We start from the raw sequence: 23225 nt of genomic DNA, 5'->3' as shown, positions 1-23225 counted from the left end.
CAGATAAATTTGAACGTGAGAAATAACGTTTTTTTAAAGAACAAAGCCTCAGATATTCTCTGAGACTTCATTTTTACTGTTTATAAAGAGTGGTTTAATTATTCTTCCATTTCATTCAGGATCTTTTCCAATTGTTTGGCGCTAGGCCCATAAAAATATTTTGTCCATAAAATAATACTTACTACAACAGAAAGAACGCCTATCAATACTAATAAAATAAGGGATACTTGATGTTCATGAGAAATATCCGCTAACGATTCACCTTTTTTCTCCAAAAGATTAAATGCCACTAAGCCTAATGTTATTAGAAAATGGGGAAGTAGCAAGAATCCAAACGACTGGTATCTTTCCATGTTTAATTTGAGTTCGTGGTAAATCTTCCACAGGCTGTTTCTTGTATTCCCGGTATAAAGTTCCGCTTGTTTGTAAAATTGATAAAATCCAAATAAATAATAACAGGATACTACTACCAATAAAGTATAAGATATATAATAAATGGTATACTGTGAAGGCGGAAATTGGAATAGCATCGGGAAGAAACCAATAAGTATGATGGAAAGAACCTGTGCAGGAAATTCCTTTTTCATGCTCTTTTGAATCTTTTCTATAGGGTGTTTGCTTTCTTTTAACTGTTCTATGGTGTCAGGAATATGGACATTGCTGTCTTCTTTATTCCACTGTTCTTTTAATTGATCAAAATTCATAACCTGATTTTTTTATGATTTGCTGTATTTTTTCTTTTGTTCTGTTAAGTTTTACGCGGGCATTGCCTTCGCTGAGCCCTAAATTGTTTCCAATTTCTTTATGTGACATTCCTTCCATGAAATAAAATATGACGGCTTTTTCTAAGGAATTCAGCTCCTGAACTGCACTGTAAAAGATTTCCAGCTGCCTGTCCTTTGTGGGATTGTAGTCCTCCTGCTGTACTTCAAAATGATGGGGAGCATCTGTATGGTTATTGGATCGCTGTTTTTCCTTTTTTAAAAAAGTAATAGCGGTATTGATGGCAACCCGATACATCCAGGTAGAGAATTCGCTGTTTCCTTTGAAATTCTGATAAGACTTCCAAAGCTGGATAAGAATTTCCTGCTGCAGGTCTTCCCGGTCTTCTACAGAATCTGCATAGATCCGCGAGGCTTTGTATAAAATACCCTTGTGCTGGTTGACGAGCTTTAAAAAAGCGGTTTCAGTTGGATTACTCACAATAATTTCATGGTTTGGTTACTGTTATAAACTTGACACCGGTTTTACCGTGTAGCCTTTTGACTGAAGAAGAGGGATGATGCCGTTTTCACCCATAAGATGAGATCCGCCTACCGCAAATAAAGAGCTTTCCTTTTTCATCATTTCTGGCATTATCTTTACCCAGTTTTGATTTCTGTTGGTCAGCATTGCCTTTTCCTGTTGAGCATTCATAAATCTTTTATCCTTAAAAAGACTGTAAAGGGATTGTACATTTTCATTTTTGAAAGCTTCAATCATCTGTCTGAAGAGTATTTCATATTCTTTACCCATTTTCAGTTGTGCGATGGTGCTTTTCAGATCATAGGCTTCGCTGATGGATTTCATTTGGTCATCTACTTTTTCCAATCCCTGAATGCTTTTTTTATCTTTTATGGCTTTCTGAAGCAGTTCCATTTCGTAAAGCTTTATTTCGGTCTGGGGACAAGGGATCGCTTTGGTGGAAAGCAGGGCATAAAGAGTTTGGGGATTTGAAGAATTTACACTTTTCAGATCCGTTCCGTAATTGGCGAGAATGGTATTCAGTTCCTGGGCTTCTTCCGGAGAAAGCTGATCAGAGATCTTTTTATCGGTCTTTTGATACATTTTTTGTAGTGACATCATTTCAGCAGGATCTGTATAATTGATTTCCATGACAAAGTTGTCAGATTTTTCAAGAGCTTTCAACACCTTAGGTTTGATCTCAAAATCTTTACTGCATAAGATATGAAAAGTTCCGGTAATATAGGAAGGCTTAGAAAGACCGTTCCCGGAAACCTCCCATAGCAGGCTGTTATCTTTGCTGCTCTGTGCATTGGCTGTCATAGAATTCAATGATAATAATGCTGCGAATCCAAGTTTTATTAAATTTTTCATAGTATTAATTTTTTTGATTTTTCTGTTCTTTTAAAGAGTAGGTAAAGCAGGCGTTACAATCGTTACAGTTTTTTTTCAAAAAAATAAAAACCTCCCGAAAACAGGAGGCTGTAAAATCTAAAATTATGATGATAACCAATAGGTTAGTAGAGTTTTTTTATTGCTGGATTTTTGGTTGTTCAGCTTTTGAAATTTTTCTTTTTCTTAGGAAATAGATCACAGCAGCTGCAATTAATAGGATTGGCCAGATGTTGATAAGGGCAACTATAATTCTCTGAATCAGATAAAAACCATAGACAAAGCCATCTTTTGCATCATAGATGAAATTGTATTTATATTTATTATCAATGCTTGTCGTGTTGGCAACGGCAATTTCAGCGATACGCAATTGAGGTTCTTTGATGTAAATGTCAATGGTGCTGTACTTCAGGTCATCGGTCATATTCATGCTTGCCAGCTTTTGGAGATTTCCTTCAGACATATTCTCATCATCCAGCGTTACTTTATCTTTATTTGTTTTCAGCTTGCTGATATTGTCAGAGGTTTTTTGATTTCTTTTTCCCTCCAGTTCAGAATACTTAATGTTGGCTGTCACATCTTCCGCATTGATGGATCTTGAATTCAGAAATAATTTGTTTGTATTGATTGCTGTTAAAAGTTCACCCAGCTTTTCAGTAGGAATACGCACCTGCATTCTATTCTCCGACTGGTATTTTTTAACCAGCATAGCTTCTTCATTGGAAGTGTTGTAAGTGTCTTCAGAAATTACATTGCTTTGAAGATTGCTGTTGGTAACAAAACCTCCAAGTTCCTGAACCGATTTTTCAATGGCGATAGTTGCATTATATACATCTTTTACTTCCATGCTGACATCTGCTGTCTTGATGAACTGTTTGTCCTTTATCTTCATATCGGCTACAGATGAAATACTATCTGAAACAATAGCAGAGGCTGAATCTGTTGTAGCATAAGCATTAAGATCTGTTTCAGCAACTTCTCCTTTTTTACATGAATAAATTCCTAATAAAAGTACAGCGGATAGAGATAATTTAATGTAAGTCGTTTTCATAGCGTTGATTTTTATTGTTTTCCTGAAGTCAAAGTTCAGTCAGAATCTTTTGTAACGCTTGAAAATCAAAAGTAAAAAACTTGTAAACGGAATATTCTCTTTTAATTAATTGAAATTAAGTGTTTTGTAAAATAGGATGGCGCTTCATGCTTTGCTTTCGGAGCAATTTTTGCTTATCTTTTACAAACCAAAACTACAATCTATCACTATGTCAAATACCTTTTCCAAAATCAGAAACGCAATAGGACTATTCACATCTATAGATTTTGATCAGTTGAGTACCATTTCTAAAAAGGTGGATTTACCAAAACTGATGCACAATTTTTCAAAATTGGATGATAAACAGCTTTCCGGGCTCATGAAAATGCTGGATCCGGAAAAGAAAAAGAAAGAACTTCCGCCTATTGACGGAGATTTTTATGATATCTACCACACTCTTACTCCCGAACAGCGTGAAATTCAGCTTAAAGTAAGAGCTTTCATGGAAAAAGAAGTAAAACCTCTGGTCAATCATTACTGGCTCAGAGATGAATTTCCTTTTGAATTGATTCCAAAATTCCAAAAACTGAATATCTGCGGAGTGACTTATGAAGGCTACGGTTGTCCGGGAATGCCTTTTCTGATGGAAGGAGTTATTGCGATGGAAATGGCAAGAATAGACGCTTCTATTGCTACATTTTTCGGGGTGCAATCCGGGCTAGCAATGGGTTCTATCTATATCTGTGGTTCAGAAGAGCAGAAACAAAAATGGCTTCCGCAGATGCAGAATTTTGAAAAAATAGGCGCTTTCGGGCTTACAGAGCCGGAAGTAGGATCAGGAGCAGCAGGTGGACTTACCGTAACCTGCAAAAATACACCTGAAGGTTGGGTTTTGAATGGTCAGAAAAAATGGATTGGTAATGCCACTTTTGCAGATCTTATCATTATCTGGGCAAGGGATCTGGACAGCGGAGAAGTGAAAGGATTTATTGTAGAAAAAGACAATCCGGGATATTCCGTAGAAAAGATTAAAGGGAAAATGGCTTTAAGGATTGTCCAGAACGGACTGATTACTTTAAAAGACTGTCTCGTAACTGAAGAAAACCGTCTGCAGAACGCCAACTCATTTAAAGATACTGGGAAAGTACTGAGAATGACCAGAGCAGGAGTGGCATGGATGGCAACCGGATGTGCACGTGGAGCTTATGAAAGTGCCCTGGATTATACCCGAAAAAGAGAACAGTTTGGAAGACCTATAGCTTCATTTCAAATGATTCAGGGGCATTTAGTAGAAATGCTCTCCAATCTTACTGCGATGCAGACTATGGTTTTCAGATTGTCGGAAATGCAGGATGAAGGAATTTTAAAAGATGAGCATGCCTCTTTGGCGAAAGTTTTCTGTACCCTGAGAACGAGAGATATTGTGTCCAGAGCAAGGGAAGTACTGGGAGGAAACGGAATTCTTCTGGAATATGATGTTGCCAGATTTGTAGCTGATGCCGAAGCAATTTATTCCTACGAAGGAACAAAAGAAATCAACTCGCTCATCGTAGGACGATCGATTACAGGATTCAGTGCTTTTGTGTAGAGGATAGGTAGCAGAAATCAAATAATAGGTTGTAGGTAATGCGACCTGCAACCTATTATCTGTAATCTTATGAAACTAAATGTTTATACTTCTCTTTGTTATCAATCAACATCCAAAGGTTGATAAGAAACATTACCCCGGCAATACCCATCCCCATCGGAGATTTATCCATAGTGAAAACGTGGGTAACAATTCCTACCATGACAGGTAAAATAACAATGGCTCCTAACGCTCTTGTTTTTGGAAAAATAAATAGAAGTCCGCCAATTACCTCTACAATACCCACTAAAGGCATCAGCCAGCTGATTTCTCCAAAAGCAGCGAAGAGTTTCATTTGCTCCGGAGTGGGTTTCTCCATGGGCATATAATTAAAAAACTTGTTTAGTCCGGCATTAATAAACATAAGCCCGAAAAGTAAGCATACAATGAATTTTACTATTTTCATGATTGATGATTTAATATCAAATGTAAAATAAAAATAGGATATTTTGGATTTTATTTAACATAAAATATAGAATCAATTGTTAATGTACGTTAATTAGTGCTATTGTATAATTTTATTGTATATCTTCGAAAAGCAAATTAAAACTAATACATCATGCTAAAAAATCTTAAAAAATTGAACCGTACGGATTTAAGAGAAATCCAAGGGGGAGGCGGAATTGGAAAATGCGATATTGGCCCAATCGGGTGTCCATGTAAAATTCCACCTGGAGATCCTTGTTTAGGAGGTGGAGGTGGAACGCCGCCAGGGCCGGATTATGGATACTGCCCGGATATTCAAGCTAATATTCTATGTACAGAAACCTGTCCAAACGGAATGAGCCCTTACTGCGCTCTTCCATAATGAAAATAAAAAAAGACTGTCTTGAAAAAGGCAGTCTTTTTTATTTAAATTTGAAAGCTTTCAAAGTAATATTATTTATTACTCATTATTCATGATTAGTCCATTTCCTTCAGCGTAATATTCTTAGAAATCTTATAACTTTTCTTCTTTTTATTGGGTTTCTGTTCTTCTCCGAGTAATCTTCCCCAAGGTTTGAGATCTTCCACTCTTTCACAGATGATTTTTATAATAGCAATGGCCGGGATGCACAGGAACATTCCTGCAATTCCCCAAAGATGCTCTCCCAAAAGAATACCGATAAAGGAAAATAAAGCATTGATCTTTACTTTGGAGCCCACCACAAATGGCAGGACAATATTTCCGTCTACAGCATGAATGGCAATATATCCTAAAGCAACATAAATACACGTTGAAGGGGTAGACGTTGCAAAAGCTATAAAACAGGAAATTAAAAGTGAAATAAAAATTCCCAGATAAGGAATTACATTTAATAATCCGGTAAGAACTCCTAAAAGAATGGCGTATTTCACACCCAGAATTGAAAGAAGAATTGAAGTCAGAACAGATACGATAATCACTTGAAGAAAAAGTCCGAAGATATATTTCTTGGTCATAATACGAATCTCATTTACAGCTTCCTGCACACTTGCTTTATGTCTTTCATTGAAAACGGTAACGATAAAATTATTTAAAAGTCTTCTGTAATTTAAAATAAAGATAAAAAACAGGGTGAAAAATATTATAAAGCCAAATCCTGTAGAGAAAATTCCAAAAGTAAAACCTAAAATAGCACCAGAAGAAGACAGAAGCTTACTCAATCCCTGATTGATATAATCTACCTGCTCATCTACTTTCACATTGAATGTTTTGGAAACCCAGTGCTGCAGACCATTGAAAACAGTAGTAAACTGCTCACTGAGATGAGGAAGATCCTTACTAAAATCCGATAGCTGATTGGTGAAAAAATAAATGATCCCACCTAAAATAATCAACATAGTGAATACTGAGGTCATTGTGGACATTGATCTTGGAAATCTTAACTTTTTTTCCATAAAGGTGGCGGCTGGCAAAAATAGCATAGCCATAAGGAAGGCAAGAAAAAACGGAGCTAAAATACTCTGTCCTAACGCCAGAAGATAGCCAAGACCGATGATTGAAATAATCACGAGCGTAAGCTTGATAAGGAAAGGAAGTCTAAGAAAATTCATAATCTAAAAATCTGCAGTGTGGAATAAAAATATGAAAACCCCTCTGAATTGAAAAATTTTTTATTCAATCCTTTGAAATTTTCTTCTATTGCATCAAATTTTATTCCATGCAATGCAGATAAGGATGCATTTACTGATAAAAACAGAAACACGCTCTGGTATCCAGAACGTGTTTCCTTATTGAGAAGTTAATATGTTATAAATTGTTTTATTCTTCAATGGCGATGTCAATGACTTCTTCCATTCTGCTGACATAATGTACTTTTAGATCTTTTAAATAATCTTTTTTGATCTCTTCCACATCTTTTCTGTTGGCTTCACAAAGAATAACATCTTTGATTCCTGCTCTTGTAGCGGCAAGAAGTTTTTCTTTGATTCCTCCTACAGGAAGTACTTTTCCTCTTAAAGTAATTTCTCCGGTCATCGCAAGGTGGGGTTTTATCTTTTTGTTTTTAAAAGAAGAAACCATTGAAGTAAGCATGGCAATACCTGCAGACGGTCCGTCCTTAGGAGTTGCCCCTTCAGGAACGTGTACGTGAATATTTTTCTTGTCCAGTTCCTCCTGAGGAATTCCCAATTCGTCATGCTTAGCTTTGATATATTCCAAGGCAATCGTTGCAGACTCTTTCATTACCGTTCCAAGGTTTCCGGTCATTGTCAAAGAACCCTTTCCATTGCTTAAAATACTCTCAATATAAAGAATATCTCCTCCTACACTTGTCCAGGCAAGACCTGTTACAACGCCGGGAACTCCAGTGATTTCAGATAAGCTTTTCGGTCTTGGAACCCCAAGAATTTCATCTACTTTATCAACAGAAATTTTTGGATCATATTCTTTTACCAAAGCAGTCTGAAGCGCTACCCATCTTCCAATGGCAGCAATTCTTTTCTCCAGAGTTCTTACACCGCTTTCTGATGTGTGTGCTTCTATAATATGCTTAAGCTCTGCATTTCCAAGTTTGAATGATTTTGCATCCAGACCATTTTCTTCCTGCTGTTTCTTGATTAAGTGTCTTTTTGCAATCTCAATCTTTTCCTCCAAAGTATAACCGGCAATCTGAATGATCTCCGTTCTGTCTAAAAGAGGAGTCTGTATCGTTGAAAGTGAATTGGCTGTCGCAATAAACATCACTTTTGACAGGTCATAACCCATCTCAAGGAAATTGTCATAAAAAGCCTTATTTTGTTCAGGATCAAGGACTTCTAAGAGTGCTGAGCTTGGGTCCCCATGAAGACCCTGTGCGATTTTATCAATCTCATCAAGAACGATTACCGGATTTGAAGTACCGGATTTTTTGATAGACTGTAAAATTCTTCCCGCCATAGCACCGATATACGTTTTTCTATGTCCACGGATTTCACTCTCATCATGAAGGCCGCCTAAAGATAATCGTACATATTTTCTTCCTAAAGCATCTGCAATAGACTTTCCTAAAGAGGTTTTACCAACTCCAGGAGGCCCTACCAGCAATAGAATAGGAGACTTCATGTTGTTTTTTAATTTTAAAACAGCCATGTGCTCCAGGATTCTTTTCTTGATGTCTTCCAGTCCGAAGTGGGCTTTATCAAGCACTTTTTCAGCTTTTGCAATATCAAAAATATCTTTTGTATACGTTTCCCAAGGAAGATCTGTAAAGAAATCCAGATAATTTCTCTGTACATTATAGTCCGGAGAATTAGGATTCTGACGCTGTAGTCTGCCGATTTCCTTCTGGAAATGCTCCTCTACTTCCTTATTCCATTTTTTGGTTCTAGCCTTGGTAAGCAGATCTTCAACATCACTTTCAGGTCCTCCGCCCAATTCTTCCTGGATGGTTCTGATCTGTTGGTTCAGGAAATATTCTCTCTGCTGTTTGTCAAGATCCTTTGAGGTCTTCTGATGAATCTGGTTTCTTAATTCCAGTTTTCTGAAATCCTCATGCATCATTTCGTAGCATTGATTAGCCCTTATCATCAGGTTTTTCTCTTCAAGAAGCTTTTGTTTTGCTATTGAAGAAAAATTAGCATTGGTACAGATGAAATTCAGAAGATCATCATTATTATTAATGTTTTTGATCGCAAAATTTGCTGCATTAGGAATATTCGGATCCAATTCAATGATCTTTAAAGCAAGATCCTTGATGTTCTCAAGCAATGCTTCATATTCCTCCTGATTCTTAGGACGTGTATCTTTTAATTTTGATATTTCTGCTCGGAAATAAGGCTGGTTTTCAATGATCTTTTTAATCTTGAATCGATGAAAACCTTTTGTGATTGCCGTAATATTTCCTTCCGGAAGCTTGATGATCTTGATAATCTTTGCCAATGTACCGGTAGTGTAAATATCTTTTTCGGCAGGCTGTTCCATATCCGAATTTTTCTGGCTTACAATTCCAATAAAATCTCCGTTCTTCTGTGCCTCCTCAAGAAGCTGTATCGAGGTTTTTCTCCCGGCAGTAATAGGAATTACCACATTGGGGAACATGACCATATTTCTTACGGGAAGTATAGGGAATATTTTCTGTTCGGAATTTTTATCAGTCTCAGCGAAGTCGGAAAGATTGATTTCTTCAGTTACGATATCAAATCCGTCACTGATCATTTCTTCTAAACTAATATCTTCAAATTCTATCATACTCAATAGAATGACAAATTGTCATTTTCGTTTTTTATCGTTAAAGGAATTTTTTACAATATGCTCTGAAAACGGGTGGCATATTGTAATATTCTAAAAATGCACAATACTTATGCCATTTGTTTTTTACTTAAAAATACGGTCAAAATTTCCTTTTTTAAATAATCTTTAATATAAAAAATCAAAATAAAGCAGTTCTGTTTCTGTAATTTCTTAAAAATGTGTATTTTCGCAAACTGATAAAAAACTATAATTTATAAAATGGCAATTTTAGGACAGATTAGGAGTAAGCCTTGGCTTTTAATGGGAGTAATAGCCTTAGCGCTTTTGGCGTTCCTTGTGAACCCCGATAGTATCGACAAGGTTTTTGGTAAGAATCCTGATGTTTTAGGAAAAGTAAATGGTGAGAAAATCACCCGCGAAGAGTTCAATGATCAGCTTTTCGTGTTGCAACAGCAGGCTGAACAACAAGGTCGTCCGAAAACGGGTCTTGAAGAGCAGGCTTGGCAATTACTTGTACAATCTAAACTTATCAAACAACAGTTTGAGAAACTAGGCTTTGAAATGACTGACGATTATTTCTGGAATCAAATCCAGTACGATCAGATGTTTGCCCAGAATCAACAGTTCTTTGATGAGAAAGGTAACTTTAAAACTCAAGAGCTTAAAAAAGAAATTGAAACATTAAAAAACACCAATCCTGAAGGATATAATCAATGGTTGAAAACTAAAAAGACGATTGAATACAGACTAATGGCAAGACAGGTGTTTACCAATATTTCAGCAGGTATCACTACCGGTAAGAAAGAAGCAGAAGAATTGATGAAGCAGAGAGATCAGCTTGCAGATATCGACTTTGTGAAAGTGGATTATGCAGCGTATCTTCAGAAAACCAAGATCAATGTTACAACACAGGATCTTGCAGACTACATTCAGAAGCACCCTGTAATGTTCAAAGCTGAACCAAGCAGAAATATCGGTGTCGTATATTTTCCATCAAAACCTAGCGCAGCAGATGATGCAGCAACCTTGAAAGAAATTACAAAATTATATTCAGGAGGTACAGATGCAAGCGGAGGAACTGAAAACTTCCAGAATACGAAAAACGATTCTATGTTTGTAATGGCAAATTCTGATGCGCCATTCAACCCTCAGTATATGAATCCTACACAATTGCCTCCAACAATCAAAGATCAGATCACTGCAGCAGCTGTAGGTCAGACTTTTGGTCCTTATAAAGAGCAAGACGTTTATGTAGTTTCTAAACTTGTTGGTAAAAAAGCTTCAGATTCTACTTTATCAAGACATATCCTTATTGCATTCAAAGGAAGTCCTGCAGGTGAAGGAGTAACAAGATCTAAAGAACAGGCTAAGAAATTAGCAGACTCTATCGGTGCTATTGTAAAAGCAGCTCCTGCTAAATTTACAGAATTCCTTAAGCTTTCCAGCGATCCGAATTCTGCAGCTCAGGGAGGTAGCTTAGGATGGACAACTCCGGAAACACCTTTCGTTCCTGAATTCCTTGCTTACCTTGCAAGCAATCCTAAAGGAGCTACAGGCGTAGTAGAAACACAGTTCGGTTACCATATCATCAATATTGAAGATAAAAAATCAGGATCAATGGGGTATAAAGTTGCCAACCTTGTGAAAGCAATTAAACCTTCAGATGCTACTGAGGCTGAATCTGACAAAAAATCAAGAAAATTCATTCAGCAGGTTCAAGGGAAATCTTTCAACGATTTCGTGAATATTGCTAAAAAAGGAAATTACCAGTTCTCAAATCCAAAAGCAGCAAAAAGATTTGAAGGGCAAATTCAGGGCTTAGGTACTGAAAAAGACTCAGAAATTCTTACTTGGGCTTTCGATAAGAAAAGAACTAAAGGAGATACTGAACTATTTACTGTAGATGGAACAGGTGATAAAATTGTAGTTTATCTAAACGGAAAACAAGATGCAGGTCTTGCTGATCCGGAATCTGTAAGAGATCAGATTGAAACTATCGTTAAAAATAAATTGGCTGCAAAACAAATCTCTGATAAAATTACAGCAGCAAAGGCTTCTGGTTTAGATCAGATTGCTAAATTATTTGCAGCTCCAAAACAGTCTGCTCAGGTAAACCTATTGAACCCTTCAGTAGCGGGTGCAATGGAACCTAAAGTTGCCGGTGCAGCATTCGGTGTTGCAAAAGGTAAACTTTCCAACCCGGTTGAAGGTGGAACAGGAGTTTATGTTTTGATCAAAAAATCAGAAACGGTAAACAAACAGCCTGGTGATCTTAAGCAGTTTACAGAGTCTCTTACTCAGAGAAGTTCGGGAATGTTCGGACAGGCTTGGATGAAGAGTCTTCAGGATAACGCAGATATTGAAGATTTTAGAATCGAGATCTGGGGTAAACTTGGAAATCAGCAACAATAAGAAATTCATTTCAATGATATAAAAAGCGACAAAATTTTTTGTCGCTTTTTTTGTATTTAACGCAGAACAATATTGGAAAGGATTTATTTAAAATGTGTTATATTTGCTTATTAGAAAAAATTAGCAAGTGAAGTTCAGTAAAGAATTAAAAGCTGGTGTGATTACACTTCTGGCTATTGTAGGTTTTGTGGTGTTGTTTCAGTTTATGAAAGGGAAAAGCCTTTTTACTACCGACAATATATTTTACGCAAAATATGATAATGTAGAAGGTCTGGCACAGTCTTCTGCGGTTTCTATCAACGGATTGAAAGTAGGTCAGGTGGATAAAATTATTCCTCTAACCTCAAAAGACGGTAAAATTAATTTTGTTGTAAAAATTACAGTAGATAACAAATTTGAATTTTCAAAAAATTCATCATTAGAAATCTTTGAACCAGGATTAATGTCCGGCAAAGAAATGAGAGTAAACCTTATGTATGGCGGCCCGACTGCAAAAGACGGTGATACCCTGAAAGGAGCTTTCAAACTGGGAACATTGGGAAGCCTTTCTTCTCAGGTAGGTCCGGTAAAAGATCAGCTGCAGGTAGTTCTACACAGAGTAGACTCTTTAATGGCTAATGCCAATTTGCTTGTTGATGCCCAAAACAGAGCTGAAATAAAAGCTTTATTATCCAATCTTAACAAAACGGTAGGTGCATTACAGACTACAGCAGGAAGTGTAAACAGCCTGGTAGGACACAATGACCCTAAACTGCAGAAAGTGTTGGATGACGCAAGTCTTACCATGCAGAGTGGAAAAGTGACCCTGGATAAATACGGAAATCTAGCTCAGAGTATTGATACTAAACAGTTGAATGCAACTATTGCAAATCTGGATGCTACTGTAGGAAAACTGAATCAGGTGATTGGTGGGATAGACAAAGGAGAAGGAAGTTTAGGTAAACTGATGAAAGACGATCAGCTTTACAATAACCTGAATTCGGCTTCTTCCAACCTTAATACATTAATCGAAGATATGAAAGCGAACCCGAAGAGATATATCAACTTCTCGGTATTCGGTAAAAATAATAAAGACTAATACACCTTATGCAGTACATCGATAACATTATTTTCCTGATTTTATTAGTGGCCGGATTTGGTTTATTTACCAAAAGCCTGCTGAAGATCTATAGAAATATCAGATTGGGTCACGAAATCAATAGAAATGACAGAAAAGGAGAACGTTGGGGAACGATGGCTCGTGTAGCCATGGGACAAAGTAAAATGACGGCACGTCCTGTTGCTGGAGTTTTACACCTTTTTGTATATGTAGGTTTTGTGATTATTAATATCGAATTAATAGAAATAGTTGTTGATGGAATATTTGGAACACATCGTTTCTTATCAAGTATTTTCGGACATACATTTTATAATTTTTTCACTGCAACATTAGAAGTTTTAGCACTTTTAGTCGTGATTGGGGTTGTTATTTTCTTTATCCGTAGAAATTTTTACGGAGTGAAAAGATTGACCATGAAAGAACTTTTCGGATGGCCGAAAAATGATGCAAACTGGATTTTGATCATTGAATTTGCCTTGATGATGGCTTTCTTTATGATGAATGCTTCAGATTTTATTTTACAGGCGAGAGGTGTTTTTCCTGAACATGGAAGCTTCCCGATCAGTGAAATGACATTGGTTCCGTTTTTAGAAATATTTAATTTTGATAGTGGATTTTTGATGTTCACAGAGAAAGGAGCCTGGTGGTTCCACTTTGTAGGAATTCTTTTTTTCATGAACTATCTTTATTATTCAAAACACCTGCATATTATCCTTGCATTTCCAAGTACATGGTATGCAAATCTTGATAAAAAAGGAAAATTCAATAATCTTGACTCTGTAACAAAGGAGATCAAACTAATGATGGATCCTAACGCAGATCCTTATGCTGCACCAGCAGAGGGAGCTGAAGCTGATGTACCTTCTAAATTCGGTGCTGAAGATATCTTTGATCTGAACCAGGTACAGCTGCTGAATGCGTATTCATGTACAGAATGCGGACGTTGTACTTCTGTTTGTCCGGCTAATATAACCGGTAAAAAACTTTCTCCAAGACTTATCCTGATGAAGACAAGAGACAGATTGGAAGAAGTAGGAAGAAACATTGATGCAAACGGAAAATTCGTTGATGACGGTAAAAAACTGTTGAACGATTATATTACAAAAGAAGAACTTTGGGCTTGTACAACATGTAATGCATGTACAGATGCTTGTCCTGTATTGCTTGATCCACTTTCCATTATTTTTGAGATGAGAAGATTCCTGGTGATGGAACAGTCTGCTGCCCCACAGGAACTGAATCTGATGATGACCAATGTGGAAAACAATGCAGCCCCTTGGCAGTACAATCAGGCGGACCGTCTGAACTGGGCATCGGAAAACTAGATAAATAATCAATTTGAAAATTTGAATTGATACCAGTCTGCATCATTTCAAATTTCCAAATTCTCACATTTTCAAATTGAAAAAGAAATGGATTTCAATATAAAAACAATGGCAGAATATGCTGCCGAAGGAAAAGCCCCGGAAGTTTTATTTTGGGTTGGATGTGCGGGAAGCTTTGATGACCGTGCTAAAAAAATTACAAAAGCATTTTGCAAGATATTAAATAAGATAGGGGTAGAATTTGCAGTGTTGGGACAGGAAGAAAGCTGTACCGGTGACCCTGCAAAAAGAGCCGGAAACGAATTCGTTTTCCAGATGATGGCCCTTACCAATATTGAAGTACTGAATGCTTACGAAGTAAAGAAAATCGTAACGGCTTGTCCACACTGTTTCAATACTCTGAAAAATGAGTACCCAAGCTTAGGTGGCCACTTTGACGTTGTACACCATACCCAGTTCCTTAAAACCTTAATGGAAGAAGGGAGACTGAAAATAGAAGGAGGAGCATTCAAAGGGAAAAAAATAACATTCCATGATCCTTGTTATTTAGGACGTGCCAATGATGAATATGAAGCTCCAAGAATGCTGCTTGAAAAGCTGGATGCAGAACTTGTAGAAATGAAACGTTGCAAGACCAACGGTCTTTGCTGTGGAGCAGGAGGAGCACAGATGTTTAAAGAGCCTGAAAAAGGAAAAAAAGACATCAATGTAGAAAGAACAGAAGAAGCTTTATCTTTTGAACCTAAGGTAATTGCTACAGGATGTCCTTTCTGTAATACCATGATGACGGATGGTGTAAAACACTTTAACAAAAATGACGAAGTTGCTGTAAAAGATATTGTTGAACTTCTTGCTGAGGCAGAAGATTTATAATTGTAATCTTATACAGGTTTATGAAGTTAGAATGGAGACTCTCCTTTTTGTTTATAATTTCGATACTTACAGCTCTTACATTCTGGAATTACCAAAATAGAGTATATGACTGGGATATGCCGGGTTATTTAGGAAGTATGTATACTTCTGAGTTCCCGAATTCACCAGATAAAGTTCGAATCATGACTTATGAAGAAATAAAAAAAGAGGCTCCTGCAGAACATTATACAGACATTATCGGAATAAAGCAGTGGGATATTCCCAGGCAGTATTTCGTAAAAAATACACAATCTTTTACAGAACAATTACCCTATTTTCAAATCAAAGTAGGGTATATTCTTGTGATAACTCTTTTTTATAAACTGGGACTTACCTCTCCAATGGCCGTCTTGTTTACCAGTCTTATTTCTTACTTTTTTTCAGGTTTATTATTCTTTTATATTTTAAAACTCCTGTTTCCGAAGAAATACTGGCTTGCAATAGGGTTAACGGTTGCTGCTATGCTTTTGCCGCCAATGACGTATATGTCCAGAGTTTCCACACCGGATATGTTCATTTTTCAGTTTATTCTGATCTTTATTATTGGTTTGATCAAAAAATGGAGCAAATGGGGCATGTTTGTGCTTCTTTTTACAATCACTTTTATACGTCCGGATTATATTACATTTACCCTGACGTATATTATCGCTGTTTTCTTCTTTTACTATTTTAGAGAAAAGAAAATAGATGTTTCCCTTATTGCACAGGGCACAGTACTTTTGCTGATGTACCTGGCAATCATTAAATTTTATCATTATCCAGGATGGAAAGACGTTTTTTATGATACTTTTATCGACAGAAGACCTATTATTTCCACACATCCCGTCGAAGTCAGTTTAAAAGACTATCTGAGCATTATTTATATCAAGATTATCTACTTTAAAAAAGTGACTTTATCTGTAACCATCATGATTGCGGTAATCTTCTGGCGTTCGAAAGATGCATGGGTAAGAATGATTTCAGTTCTTTTCCTGGTGAATGTGTACATCAAATTCTTTTTCTTTCCACAGTCGGCGGCATTGAGATTTTTCTTTCCGTTTATTTTTCCGCTTTTCATTATGATGCTCTATGTATTGAGCAAAAAATACAATGATCTCAAACTCGAGAAAATTGCGTAATTTTGTCTTTAAGATGATAAGGATTTGAAATCACGATTTTGTTCAAGAATAAGACTTGAAAGTGATTGTACAATTCATTGAAAAATAAATACTTACATTATGAAAATCGAAGAATCTAGTATTGTAGAAACCAACGACTATAGAGTCATTATATACCCGGCTTCAAGACCTTTTGAAACTAAAGAAGCAAAAGCTATTACTGAAAAACTATTTGATTTCCTTGCTACATGGGCTGCTCATGGAAAACCGCTTTCTTCTTCATTTAAAATTGAAAAGAATCAGTTTATTGTGGTGTGTGTAGATGAAGAAAAAGAAATGGCTTCAGGATGCAGCATTGATGCTCTAGGAAAGGTAATGAGAGAAATTGATGAAGAATATCAATTGGGTCTTTTCGACAGAATGAAAGCCAGTTTTGTAGAAAATGATGAAGTGAAGACCTTAAAGCTGATTGATTTTAAAACGAAATTGAGAAACGGAGAACTTTCAGATGATATCCAGGTTTTTGACTTCTCAAAAAATACGTACCTTGACTTTTTGAGCCACTTCCTTCTTCCTTTGGAGAAAAGCTGGGCGGCTTCTATAAAATAAACGCTATTAAGCTTATACAGCTGAATAATCATAAAGTGAGAACCTGTTTCTCACTTTTTTGTTTTAATGTATATTTGCATAGATTCGAGTAAGATTAATGCCTAAAATACTTTTTTTAACGACATCCCACAGCTATAATGATGACCGTATTTTTTACCATCAGGCAAAGGCTCTTAGAGATAATGAGTATGAAGTAAAAATATGCAGCTTATATGCAGAGTATAAAGGAGTTATTGACGGAATTGAAATAGAATCTTACGCCGTTCTGGAAGAAAGTATAGAAAAGAAAATGGAGACCTTCCGTAAGGTTTGTGATGATTTTCAACCCCAGACTATTATCTGCTCCGAACCTTTGGCAGTAGTAGCTTCAAAGAAATTTGTAAAAGAGCATAATGCAAGCTGTATCTATGATGTTACAGAGTGGTATCCTTCCATGTCCATGCTTGAAGGGTATGGTTTTCCGGCTGCAGTTTTTCAGGCCGTTAAATTTTCTCTTATCCATTGGTATGCAGGATTTTTAAGTACTCATTTTATTTTTGGAGAAACTACCAAAAAGTTTCCTTTAGCATATTTTTTTTGTTTCAAAAAGCAAATGATTCTTCCTTATTATCCGGATTCTGTTTACATCAATAAAAGTATCAAAGAACTTAATTCTGATACCATAACCCTTTGTTATACAGGTCAGATTTCTAAAGATAAAGGAATTGATAATTTTTTTAAAGCTGTAGATCTCCTCCGTCAAAAAGTTCCCGCAATCCATATTAAAATTCTGATTATCGGATCAACAGTACTGGAAAGTGATGAACTCTATTTTTCAACATTATTGAAAAAATATTCTTTTGATGATATCGAAATCAGAAAACCTACTGCTTTTGAACGGTTTACAGAAGCATTGGCAGATTCAGATATTTGTTTTGACCTGCGGGAAATCAATTTTGAAAACAATCACTCCCTGCCGATCAAACTGTTTTACTTTATGGGAGCAGGAAAGCCTGTCATCTATTCAAATCTGAAGGGGATCCGAAAGCATATGGGTACACTTTCATTTGGCAGTCTGGTAGATCCGCAGAATGCAGAATCCATTTCAGAAGTAATTCTCAATTATATAAAAAAACCGGAGCTGTATCAGTTGCATGCTCTTAATGCCAGGAAAGAATTTGAAGAAAAATACAATTGGAGAACGATAAAAAATTCCTTTGTTGATTTTGTGAAAAGATCTATTGATAAATAATCGCTATGCAGCTTACTATTATTAAAACTTTTGTCTCACGTTTTCTTATTCTGATCCTGAGTTTCGGGCTGGTGATCTATTCTACGAATATGTGGGGAAGTGAAGGAAAGGGAACCATCTCTATTGTAGTAGCTAATGCTGCTGCTGTGAGTTTTTTCAGCAGTATCTTTTCAGGAAGCAGTGCTTCTTATTTTGCTTCAAGGTTTAAAATAGAAAAAGTTTTATTATTTGCCTACTTGTGGTCTCTTCTGACCGGGCTTTTAATCCCGTTTTTATTCAGTCTGGCTTCTATTCAGAGTGAGTATCTTTTATATCTTATCGGGATCTCTGTTTTTTCTTCATTGTTATCCACAAATATTAGTTTGTTTATTGGAAAACAGGATATTAGGAAGTTTAATATTTATACTGTTTTACAACAGCTTATACACATCATCTTTATCGGAATATTGGTATATCTGTTTGGAAAGAAAGATGTTTCAGTATACTTTCTGGCACAAATTGGGTGTCTTTCACTTCTTTTCCTGACCAGTTTTTTTCAAATCATTAAAAAATGTAATATTTCCGAAATATCATTCTGTAAAGATGTTGCCAAAAATATGTTTGAATATGGCTGGAAAACCCAGCTGAGCGCTTTTGTCCAGTTTCTGAACTATAGACTTTCCTTTTATTTTTTAGAATATTTTGAAGGCATTGCCAGCGTAGGAATCTTTTCGATCGGGGTCACTTTTTCCGAAGCCATATGGACGATTACCCGCAGTATTGCTGTAGTCTTATACTCAGATGTAGTCAATAGTAAAAGCAGGGAAGAATCTGTAGAGAAAACCAAAGATTCTTTAAAACTGACCTTCATTTTGATGATAGGTTTTGTACTGGGAATCATTATCATTCCGTCGCAGGTCTATGAAATGATTTTCGGAAAAGAATTCAGAAATACTAAAGAAATCATGCTCCTTTTATCTCCCGGAATTTTTGCCATTGCAGTAAGTGATATGGTAGGGCATTATTTTTCAGGAATGAGAGAACTAAAAATTCTCAATGTAAAATCAATAGTAGGATTGGTTGTTACAGTCGTTTTTTCTTTCATCGCAATACCCAGATGGGGAATTTTGGGGGCTTGTCTTGCAACCACATCGTCATATTTGGTTTCAGCGTTTCTGCTGTTCCGGAAATTTTATAGTTCTACCACATTCAGTTTGAAAGATTATATGATTTCAAAAGAGGAAATTCAGCTTTTAAAAGAAAAATTTCTGAAAAAATAATTTATTCTGTTCAGGTACAGAAAACAAAGTCATTTTCCTATTTTTACAAATCTATTAAGTCATCTTATGTGCGGAATCAGCGGGTATTATTCATTTCATAAAAGTATTTCCTCTACAAATATTCTGGAAATGAATCAGGCGGTCAAACATCGCGGACCAGATGATGAAGGGTTCTGGCTGTATGATGCTGGCCAGGGAATTCCTTTTTCAGGAAATGATTCTACTCTCAAAATTAAAGAACAATTTCCGGTTTTACAGGATAGAAGTTCAGAGATTGCTTTGGGGTTTCGCAGGTTATCCATTATTGATTTATCTGAAAAAGGACATCAGCCCATGCTTTCGGAGAATGAGCAAATTATTATCACCTTTAACGGAGAGATTTATAATTTTAAAAAGTTAAGAAAAGAACTTGAGTCTTTAGGACATTTCTTGCATAGCAATTCTGATACTGAAGTTATTCTCAAAGCTTATCAGGAGTGGGGAAACTCAGCTTTTGCTAAGTTGGATGGAATGTTTGCTATCTGTATTGTTGATCTCTCCAGTCAAAAACTTATACTGGCAAGAGATAGAGTAGGAATGAAGCCTCTTTTTTATCATCAGAGTAAAGACGGATTAGTTTGGGGCTCAGAAATAAAAGCATTGCTAAAAAATGAATTTGTAAAACCTGAAATCAATTGGAATGGCGTTTATACCAACTTTCTTTTTCAGACTACGTTGGCTCCGCAAACCTGCTTTCAGGATATTTTATCACTGGAACCTGCTTCTTTTATGACTATTGATTTAAAAGATCAGAAAATTACCAAAGAGAAATTCTGGACACTGCCTTCACCGTCTGTAAAAGATGTTTCGGAAGAAGAAGCCGTAAGAAAAATAGATGAGCTGCTTTCTGAAAGTATAGCAGAACAATTATATGCAGATGTTCCTGTAGCCGTGATGATGAGCGGAGGAATAGATTCCACCTTAATCGCTTCAAAATCAAAACCTTTTAACCCTAATATCAACACATACACCATATCTTATCCATTTTCTGAAGAAGAAGTGAAAAATGCCTCTCTGGCTGCCAGACATTTTGGAGTGTCACATAAGATAAAGGAGGTGAGCGATGAAGAAGCACTTGAAAAACTTAAAGAAAACATCCAGCATTTTGAAGAACCTTACAGCAGCTTTGAAGTCTTGATCAATGCGGCAAAATACGCACATGATAAAAATTTTAAAGTGGTATTAAGTGGAAATGGTGCGGATGAGCTTTTCGGCGGTTATTCCCATACTCTGAAGCTGAATAGATGGCTGCTGATGAGGAATTTTAATTTTGTAAGACCTCTTATTTTTACAAAAGATAAATTTTCGCAACGGGTAAAAAATTATTTCTCTCAGGATAATATGTTTGATTTTTTCAGACAGAGCCAGATCAGCATGATGCCTCTTGAAGCTAAAGCTCTCATACAACCGGATATTTACAGTAAAATTGATTCAAAGCTTTCAAAATACCATGCTTCGGAAGCGAAAAGCTATTCCGGATATTTCGAATATGATATGAAATATTCGCTGTCATCCCATCATGTTTTCCGTGATGACCTGAGTGCAATGAAATATAGCGTGGAATTTCGTTATCCTTATTTGAGCAACAGTCTGATCAATTATGTAGCTTCTCTGCCTGAGAATATTAGATTTAATGGAATTAAGAATAAACCGTTGCTTCGTAAAACAGCTGAAAAATATCTTCCGCAAGAAGTTTTGAATATGCCTAAAAAAGGATTTTCCTTTCCGGTTCATTACTTTATTAAAAACGAAAAAAGAGTAAGAGATTTTATTGTTGAAAATCTTGAAAGTTTAAAGAAAAGAAATTTTTTCAATGCCGCAGTGATAGATGGGTGGTGGAATCACCAGGAACATGAATATGATTGGGTGAAAATATGGCAGCTGGTTACTTTTGAACTGTGGTATCAGAAATATTTTGAAAAATAAAGAAGCAGCCTAAAGATTAATATTTTACCTTTGTAGTTATGATGAAATATTTTTGGGGCATACTTGTTGCGGTTTTTGCACTTGTAAGTTGTAAAAGTGATGATGATTCTTTGCAGAGAATAGATCAGTTACTTAATATCTATGTGAAAAACAGTACTGGACAGGATCTTCTGAACAGTAAAAAGACAGGATCTTATACTGGATTTTCGGTAAATGATATGTTTGGAACCAAAGATATTTCTCCGGTAAGTTTTTCGTTAAGAATGACAACGGATTCTTTATTCTATATGGAGTATCTGGCAGGAGCAAAAAGAAGAAGGCTGGATTCTATAAGTCCTGATAATCCAGGAACAGGAAACTCCTATTATTCCAGAATGAGAATTACGTATACAAAAAGTACTAATGTAATTGATAATGTGATTGATACTTTGGAAATTCAGTATCGTAATACACCAACGGTATTCCAAGTTTCAAAAGTTTTGTATAACAAAGTTCCAGTATTTTCAAAAGATGCTGACACACCAACTTCGATAAATACCGTTACTATCACAAAATAATTTTTAAATTTGTACAACTGTTTGCTTATTATGAGCTAAACATCTAATATTTAACATCTAAATAAAATGTTACAAGTCAATTTTTTGCGCGACAATAAAGAACGCGTTTTAGAAGGTCTTAAGAAAAGACAATTCAAAAATCTTGAGTTGGTAGACGAGGCTATCGCTGCCGACGACGAAAGAAAAAGAATCCAGTTTGAACTAGATTCCCAGCTATCCGAAATCAATAAAATTTCGAAAGAAATCGGGCTTTTGATGAAAGAAGGGAAAAAAGAAGAAGCGGAATCTGCAAAATCTAAAACAGCACAATACAAAGAGTCGAGCTCAGAATTGAAATCCCAGTTAGAAGTTAAGGAAAATGACTTACTGAATATTCTGTACCAGCTTCCGAACATTCCAAACGAATTGGTAAAGAGCGGAGCTTCTGCTGACGATAATGAAATGATTTTCCAGTCTCATCCGGTAGAAGGTCTTGGTGAAGGAGCTATTCCTCACTGGGAACTGGCTAAAAAATATAACCTTATCGATTTTGAACTAGGAGTGAAAATTGCTGGGGCAGGTTTTCCTGTTTACTTAGGAAAAGGAGCAAGATTACAGAGAGCTTTGGTTCAGTATTTCTTAGATAAAAACGTAGAAAAAGGATATACAGAAGTAAATCCTCCTCATGTTGTGAATGAAGCATCTGGATTTGGAACCGGACAGCTGCCTGATAAAGAAGGGCAGATGTATTATATCAACGAAGATAAATTATATTTGATTCCTACAGCAGAAGTTCCGGTAACGAACCTTTACCGTGATGTATTGCTTGAAGAGAAAGATCTTCCAATAAAGAATACAGCATTTTCTCAGTGTTACAGAAGAGAAGCGGGAAGCTATGGTGCCCACGTAAGAGGGTTGAACCGTCTTCACCAGTTTGAAAAAGTAGAAATCGTAAGAATTGAAAAGCCTGAAAACTCTTATGCTGTTTTGGAAGAAATGGTAGAGCATATCAAAGAAATTCTTACAGATCTTGAGCTTCCATTCAGAGTATTAAGACTTTGCGGCGGTGATACTGGTTTTGCATCTGCTATGACTTATGATTTTGAAGTATGGAGTGCAGCTCAGGAAATGTGGCTGGAAGTAAGCTCTGTTTCTAATTTTGAAACATTCCAGGCGAACAGATTAAAATGCCGTTACAAAGGTGATGGTAAGTCTCAATTGGTTCACACCCTGAACGGATCTGCAATGGCACTGCCAAGAATTATGGCGGCTTTGCTAGAGAACAATCAGACAGCAGAAGGAATCAGGCTTCCTAAGAAAATTGCAGAATATGCAAGATTTGAAGTAATTAACTAAATTAATCAATTAGTTTACT

The 23225-nt window shown here is 36.2% G+C and carries 20 protein-coding genes; 13 read left to right on the top strand and 7 right to left on the bottom strand.

Annotated elements, in window-relative coordinates:
- Positions 1–98: 98 nt before the first annotated feature.
- From AC57AW_RS00685 to AC57AW_RS00670, 4 genes are all read right to left on the bottom strand, one after another.
- A complete protein-coding gene (locus AC57AW_RS00685; RefSeq protein ID WP_496350460.1) occupies positions 99–704 on the bottom strand; it encodes a hypothetical protein in 606 nt (201 codons plus the stop codon).
- On the bottom strand, positions 694–1203 hold the full coding sequence (locus AC57AW_RS00680; protein WP_309436617.1) for an RNA polymerase sigma factor: 510 nt from the start codon (positions 1201–1203) through the stop codon (positions 694–696). Before AC57AW_RS00680 ends, AC57AW_RS00685 begins: the two co-directional genes overlap by 11 nt.
- Before the next feature lie 24 nt (positions 1204–1227).
- Positions 1228–2097: a TraB/GumN family protein gene (locus tag AC57AW_RS00675; RefSeq protein ID WP_496350459.1), complete on the bottom strand. Its 870-nt coding sequence runs from the start codon at positions 2095–2097 to the stop codon at positions 1228–1230.
- A 157-nt stretch (positions 2098–2254) separates the two neighbouring features.
- A complete protein-coding gene (locus AC57AW_RS00670) occupies positions 2255–3166 on the bottom strand; it encodes a DUF4349 domain-containing protein (RefSeq protein WP_496350458.1) in 912 nt (303 codons plus the stop codon).
- A gap of 208 nt (positions 3167–3374) precedes the next feature.
- On the opposite strand from AC57AW_RS00670, the gene AC57AW_RS00665 reads away from it, so the two are divergent.
- The gene (locus AC57AW_RS00665) at positions 3375–4733 is read left to right on the top strand and encodes an acyl-CoA dehydrogenase family protein (protein ID WP_496350457.1); all 1359 of its coding nucleotides are present in this window, start codon (positions 3375–3377) and stop codon (positions 4731–4733) included.
- A 67-nt stretch (positions 4734–4800) separates the two neighbouring features.
- Here AC57AW_RS00665 and AC57AW_RS00660 read toward each other — a convergent pair whose 3' ends face one another.
- Positions 4801–5178: a DoxX family protein gene (locus AC57AW_RS00660; RefSeq protein WP_318848437.1), complete on the bottom strand. Its 378-nt coding sequence runs from the start codon at positions 5176–5178 to the stop codon at positions 4801–4803.
- Between the two features lie 153 nt (positions 5179–5331).
- Between AC57AW_RS00660 and AC57AW_RS00655 the strand changes: the two genes are divergently transcribed.
- Positions 5332–5580, top strand: coding sequence for a bacteriocin-like protein (locus tag AC57AW_RS00655; RefSeq protein WP_496350456.1), 249 nt, complete (start codon positions 5332–5334; stop codon positions 5578–5580).
- Positions 5581–5675: 95 nt separating this feature from the next.
- Here the strand turns inward: AC57AW_RS00655 and AC57AW_RS00650 are convergent, their stop codons facing one another.
- Together AC57AW_RS00650 and lon are read right to left on the bottom strand one after the other, a co-directional pair.
- Positions 5676–6788: an AI-2E family transporter gene (locus AC57AW_RS00650; protein WP_496350455.1), complete on the bottom strand. Its 1113-nt coding sequence runs from the start codon at positions 6786–6788 to the stop codon at positions 5676–5678.
- Between the two features lie 208 nt (positions 6789–6996).
- Positions 6997–9402 (bottom strand): endopeptidase La, encoded by a 2406-nt coding sequence (gene lon, locus AC57AW_RS00645; RefSeq protein ID WP_496350454.1) that lies wholly within the window; start codon positions 9400–9402, stop codon positions 6997–6999.
- A 261-nt stretch (positions 9403–9663) separates the two neighbouring features.
- Between lon and AC57AW_RS00640 the strand changes: the two genes are divergently transcribed.
- The 11 genes from AC57AW_RS00640 (at position 9664) to serS (ending at position 23206) form a co-directional block, all read left to right on the top strand.
- The gene (locus AC57AW_RS00640) at positions 9664–11817 is read left to right on the top strand and encodes a peptidylprolyl isomerase (RefSeq protein ID WP_496350453.1); all 2154 of its coding nucleotides are present in this window, start codon (positions 9664–9666) and stop codon (positions 11815–11817) included.
- Positions 11818–11944: 127 nt separating this feature from the next.
- Entirely contained in the window at positions 11945–12895 is a 951-nt protein-coding gene (locus tag AC57AW_RS00635; RefSeq protein WP_077419466.1) for an MlaD family protein, read from the top strand.
- Positions 12896–12903: 8 nt separating this feature from the next.
- The gene (locus tag AC57AW_RS00630) at positions 12904–14241 is read left to right on the top strand and encodes a 4Fe-4S dicluster domain-containing protein (protein ID WP_496350452.1); all 1338 of its coding nucleotides are present in this window, start codon (positions 12904–12906) and stop codon (positions 14239–14241) included.
- An 87-nt stretch (positions 14242–14328) separates the two neighbouring features.
- The gene (locus AC57AW_RS00625; protein WP_318848431.1) at positions 14329–15114 is read left to right on the top strand and encodes a (Fe-S)-binding protein; all 786 of its coding nucleotides are present in this window, start codon (positions 14329–14331) and stop codon (positions 15112–15114) included.
- 20 nt (positions 15115–15134) lie between these two features.
- Complete coding sequence (locus tag AC57AW_RS00620) at positions 15135–16271, top strand: hypothetical protein (RefSeq protein ID WP_496350451.1); 1137 nt, start codon at positions 15135–15137, stop codon at positions 16269–16271.
- Positions 16272–16370: 99 nt separating this feature from the next.
- Complete coding sequence (locus tag AC57AW_RS00615; RefSeq protein ID WP_318848429.1) at positions 16371–16859, top strand: hypothetical protein; 489 nt, start codon at positions 16371–16373, stop codon at positions 16857–16859.
- 97 nt (positions 16860–16956) lie between these two features.
- Complete coding sequence (locus AC57AW_RS00610) at positions 16957–18090, top strand: glycosyltransferase (protein WP_496350450.1); 1134 nt, start codon at positions 16957–16959, stop codon at positions 18088–18090.
- A 5-nt stretch (positions 18091–18095) separates the two neighbouring features.
- On the top strand, positions 18096–19349 hold the full coding sequence (locus tag AC57AW_RS00605) for an oligosaccharide flippase family protein (RefSeq protein WP_496350449.1): 1254 nt from the start codon (positions 18096–18098) through the stop codon (positions 19347–19349).
- A gap of 66 nt (positions 19350–19415) precedes the next feature.
- Positions 19416–21314, top strand: coding sequence for an asparagine synthase (glutamine-hydrolyzing) (gene asnB, locus AC57AW_RS00600; protein WP_496350448.1), 1899 nt, complete (start codon positions 19416–19418; stop codon positions 21312–21314).
- 38 nt (positions 21315–21352) lie between these two features.
- Positions 21353–21871, top strand: a complete 519-nt coding sequence (locus AC57AW_RS00595; RefSeq protein ID WP_496350447.1) for a hypothetical protein — start codon at positions 21353–21355, stop codon at positions 21869–21871.
- Between the two features lie 66 nt (positions 21872–21937).
- Positions 21938–23206, top strand: a complete 1269-nt coding sequence (serS, locus tag AC57AW_RS00590; protein ID WP_496350446.1) for a serine--tRNA ligase — start codon at positions 21938–21940, stop codon at positions 23204–23206.
- Positions 23207–23225 lie beyond the last annotated feature (19 nt).

It is taken from the genome of Chryseobacterium sp. BGA-UO-ETr-SB22, from assembly GCF_059567885.1.
Note: the sequence above shows the minus strand (reverse complement) of the source record. Positions and strands in the feature narration are given on the sequence as shown.

Coding starts and splice junctions, on each gene's coding strand:
- AC57AW_RS00685 (WP_496350460.1), bottom strand. CDS start 704: ATGAATTTTGATCAATTAAAAGAACAGTGGAATAAAGAAGACAGCAAT.
- AC57AW_RS00675 (WP_496350459.1), bottom strand. CDS start 2,097: ATGAAAAATTTAATAAAACTTGGATTCGCAGCATTATTATCATTGAAT.
- AC57AW_RS00670 (WP_496350458.1), bottom strand. CDS start 3,166: ATGAAAACGACTTACATTAAATTATCTCTATCCGCTGTACTTTTATTA.
- AC57AW_RS00665 (WP_496350457.1), top strand. CDS start 3,375: ATGTCAAATACCTTTTCCAAAATCAGAAACGCAATAGGACTATTCACA.
- AC57AW_RS00660 (WP_318848437.1), bottom strand. CDS start 5,178: ATGAAAATAGTAAAATTCATTGTATGCTTACTTTTCGGGCTTATGTTT.
- AC57AW_RS00655 (WP_496350456.1), top strand. CDS start 5,332: ATGCTAAAAAATCTTAAAAAATTGAACCGTACGGATTTAAGAGAAATC.
- AC57AW_RS00650 (WP_496350455.1), bottom strand. CDS start 6,788: ATGAATTTTCTTAGACTTCCTTTCCTTATCAAGCTTACGCTCGTGATT.
- lon (WP_496350454.1), bottom strand. CDS start 9,402: ATGATAGAATTTGAAGATATTAGTTTAGAAGAAATGATCAGTGACGGA.
- AC57AW_RS00640 (WP_496350453.1), top strand. CDS start 9,664: ATGGCAATTTTAGGACAGATTAGGAGTAAGCCTTGGCTTTTAATGGGA.
- AC57AW_RS00630 (WP_496350452.1), top strand. CDS start 12,904: ATGCAGTACATCGATAACATTATTTTCCTGATTTTATTAGTGGCCGGA.
- AC57AW_RS00625 (WP_318848431.1), top strand. CDS start 14,329: ATGGATTTCAATATAAAAACAATGGCAGAATATGCTGCCGAAGGAAAA.
- AC57AW_RS00620 (WP_496350451.1), top strand. CDS start 15,135: ATGAAGTTAGAATGGAGACTCTCCTTTTTGTTTATAATTTCGATACTT.
- AC57AW_RS00615 (WP_318848429.1), top strand. CDS start 16,371: ATGAAAATCGAAGAATCTAGTATTGTAGAAACCAACGACTATAGAGTC.
- AC57AW_RS00610 (WP_496350450.1), top strand. CDS start 16,957: ATGCCTAAAATACTTTTTTTAACGACATCCCACAGCTATAATGATGAC.
- AC57AW_RS00605 (WP_496350449.1), top strand. CDS start 18,096: ATGCAGCTTACTATTATTAAAACTTTTGTCTCACGTTTTCTTATTCTG.
- asnB (WP_496350448.1), top strand. CDS start 19,416: ATGTGCGGAATCAGCGGGTATTATTCATTTCATAAAAGTATTTCCTCT.
- AC57AW_RS00595 (WP_496350447.1), top strand. CDS start 21,353: ATGATGAAATATTTTTGGGGCATACTTGTTGCGGTTTTTGCACTTGTA.
- serS (WP_496350446.1), top strand. CDS start 21,938: ATGTTACAAGTCAATTTTTTGCGCGACAATAAAGAACGCGTTTTAGAA.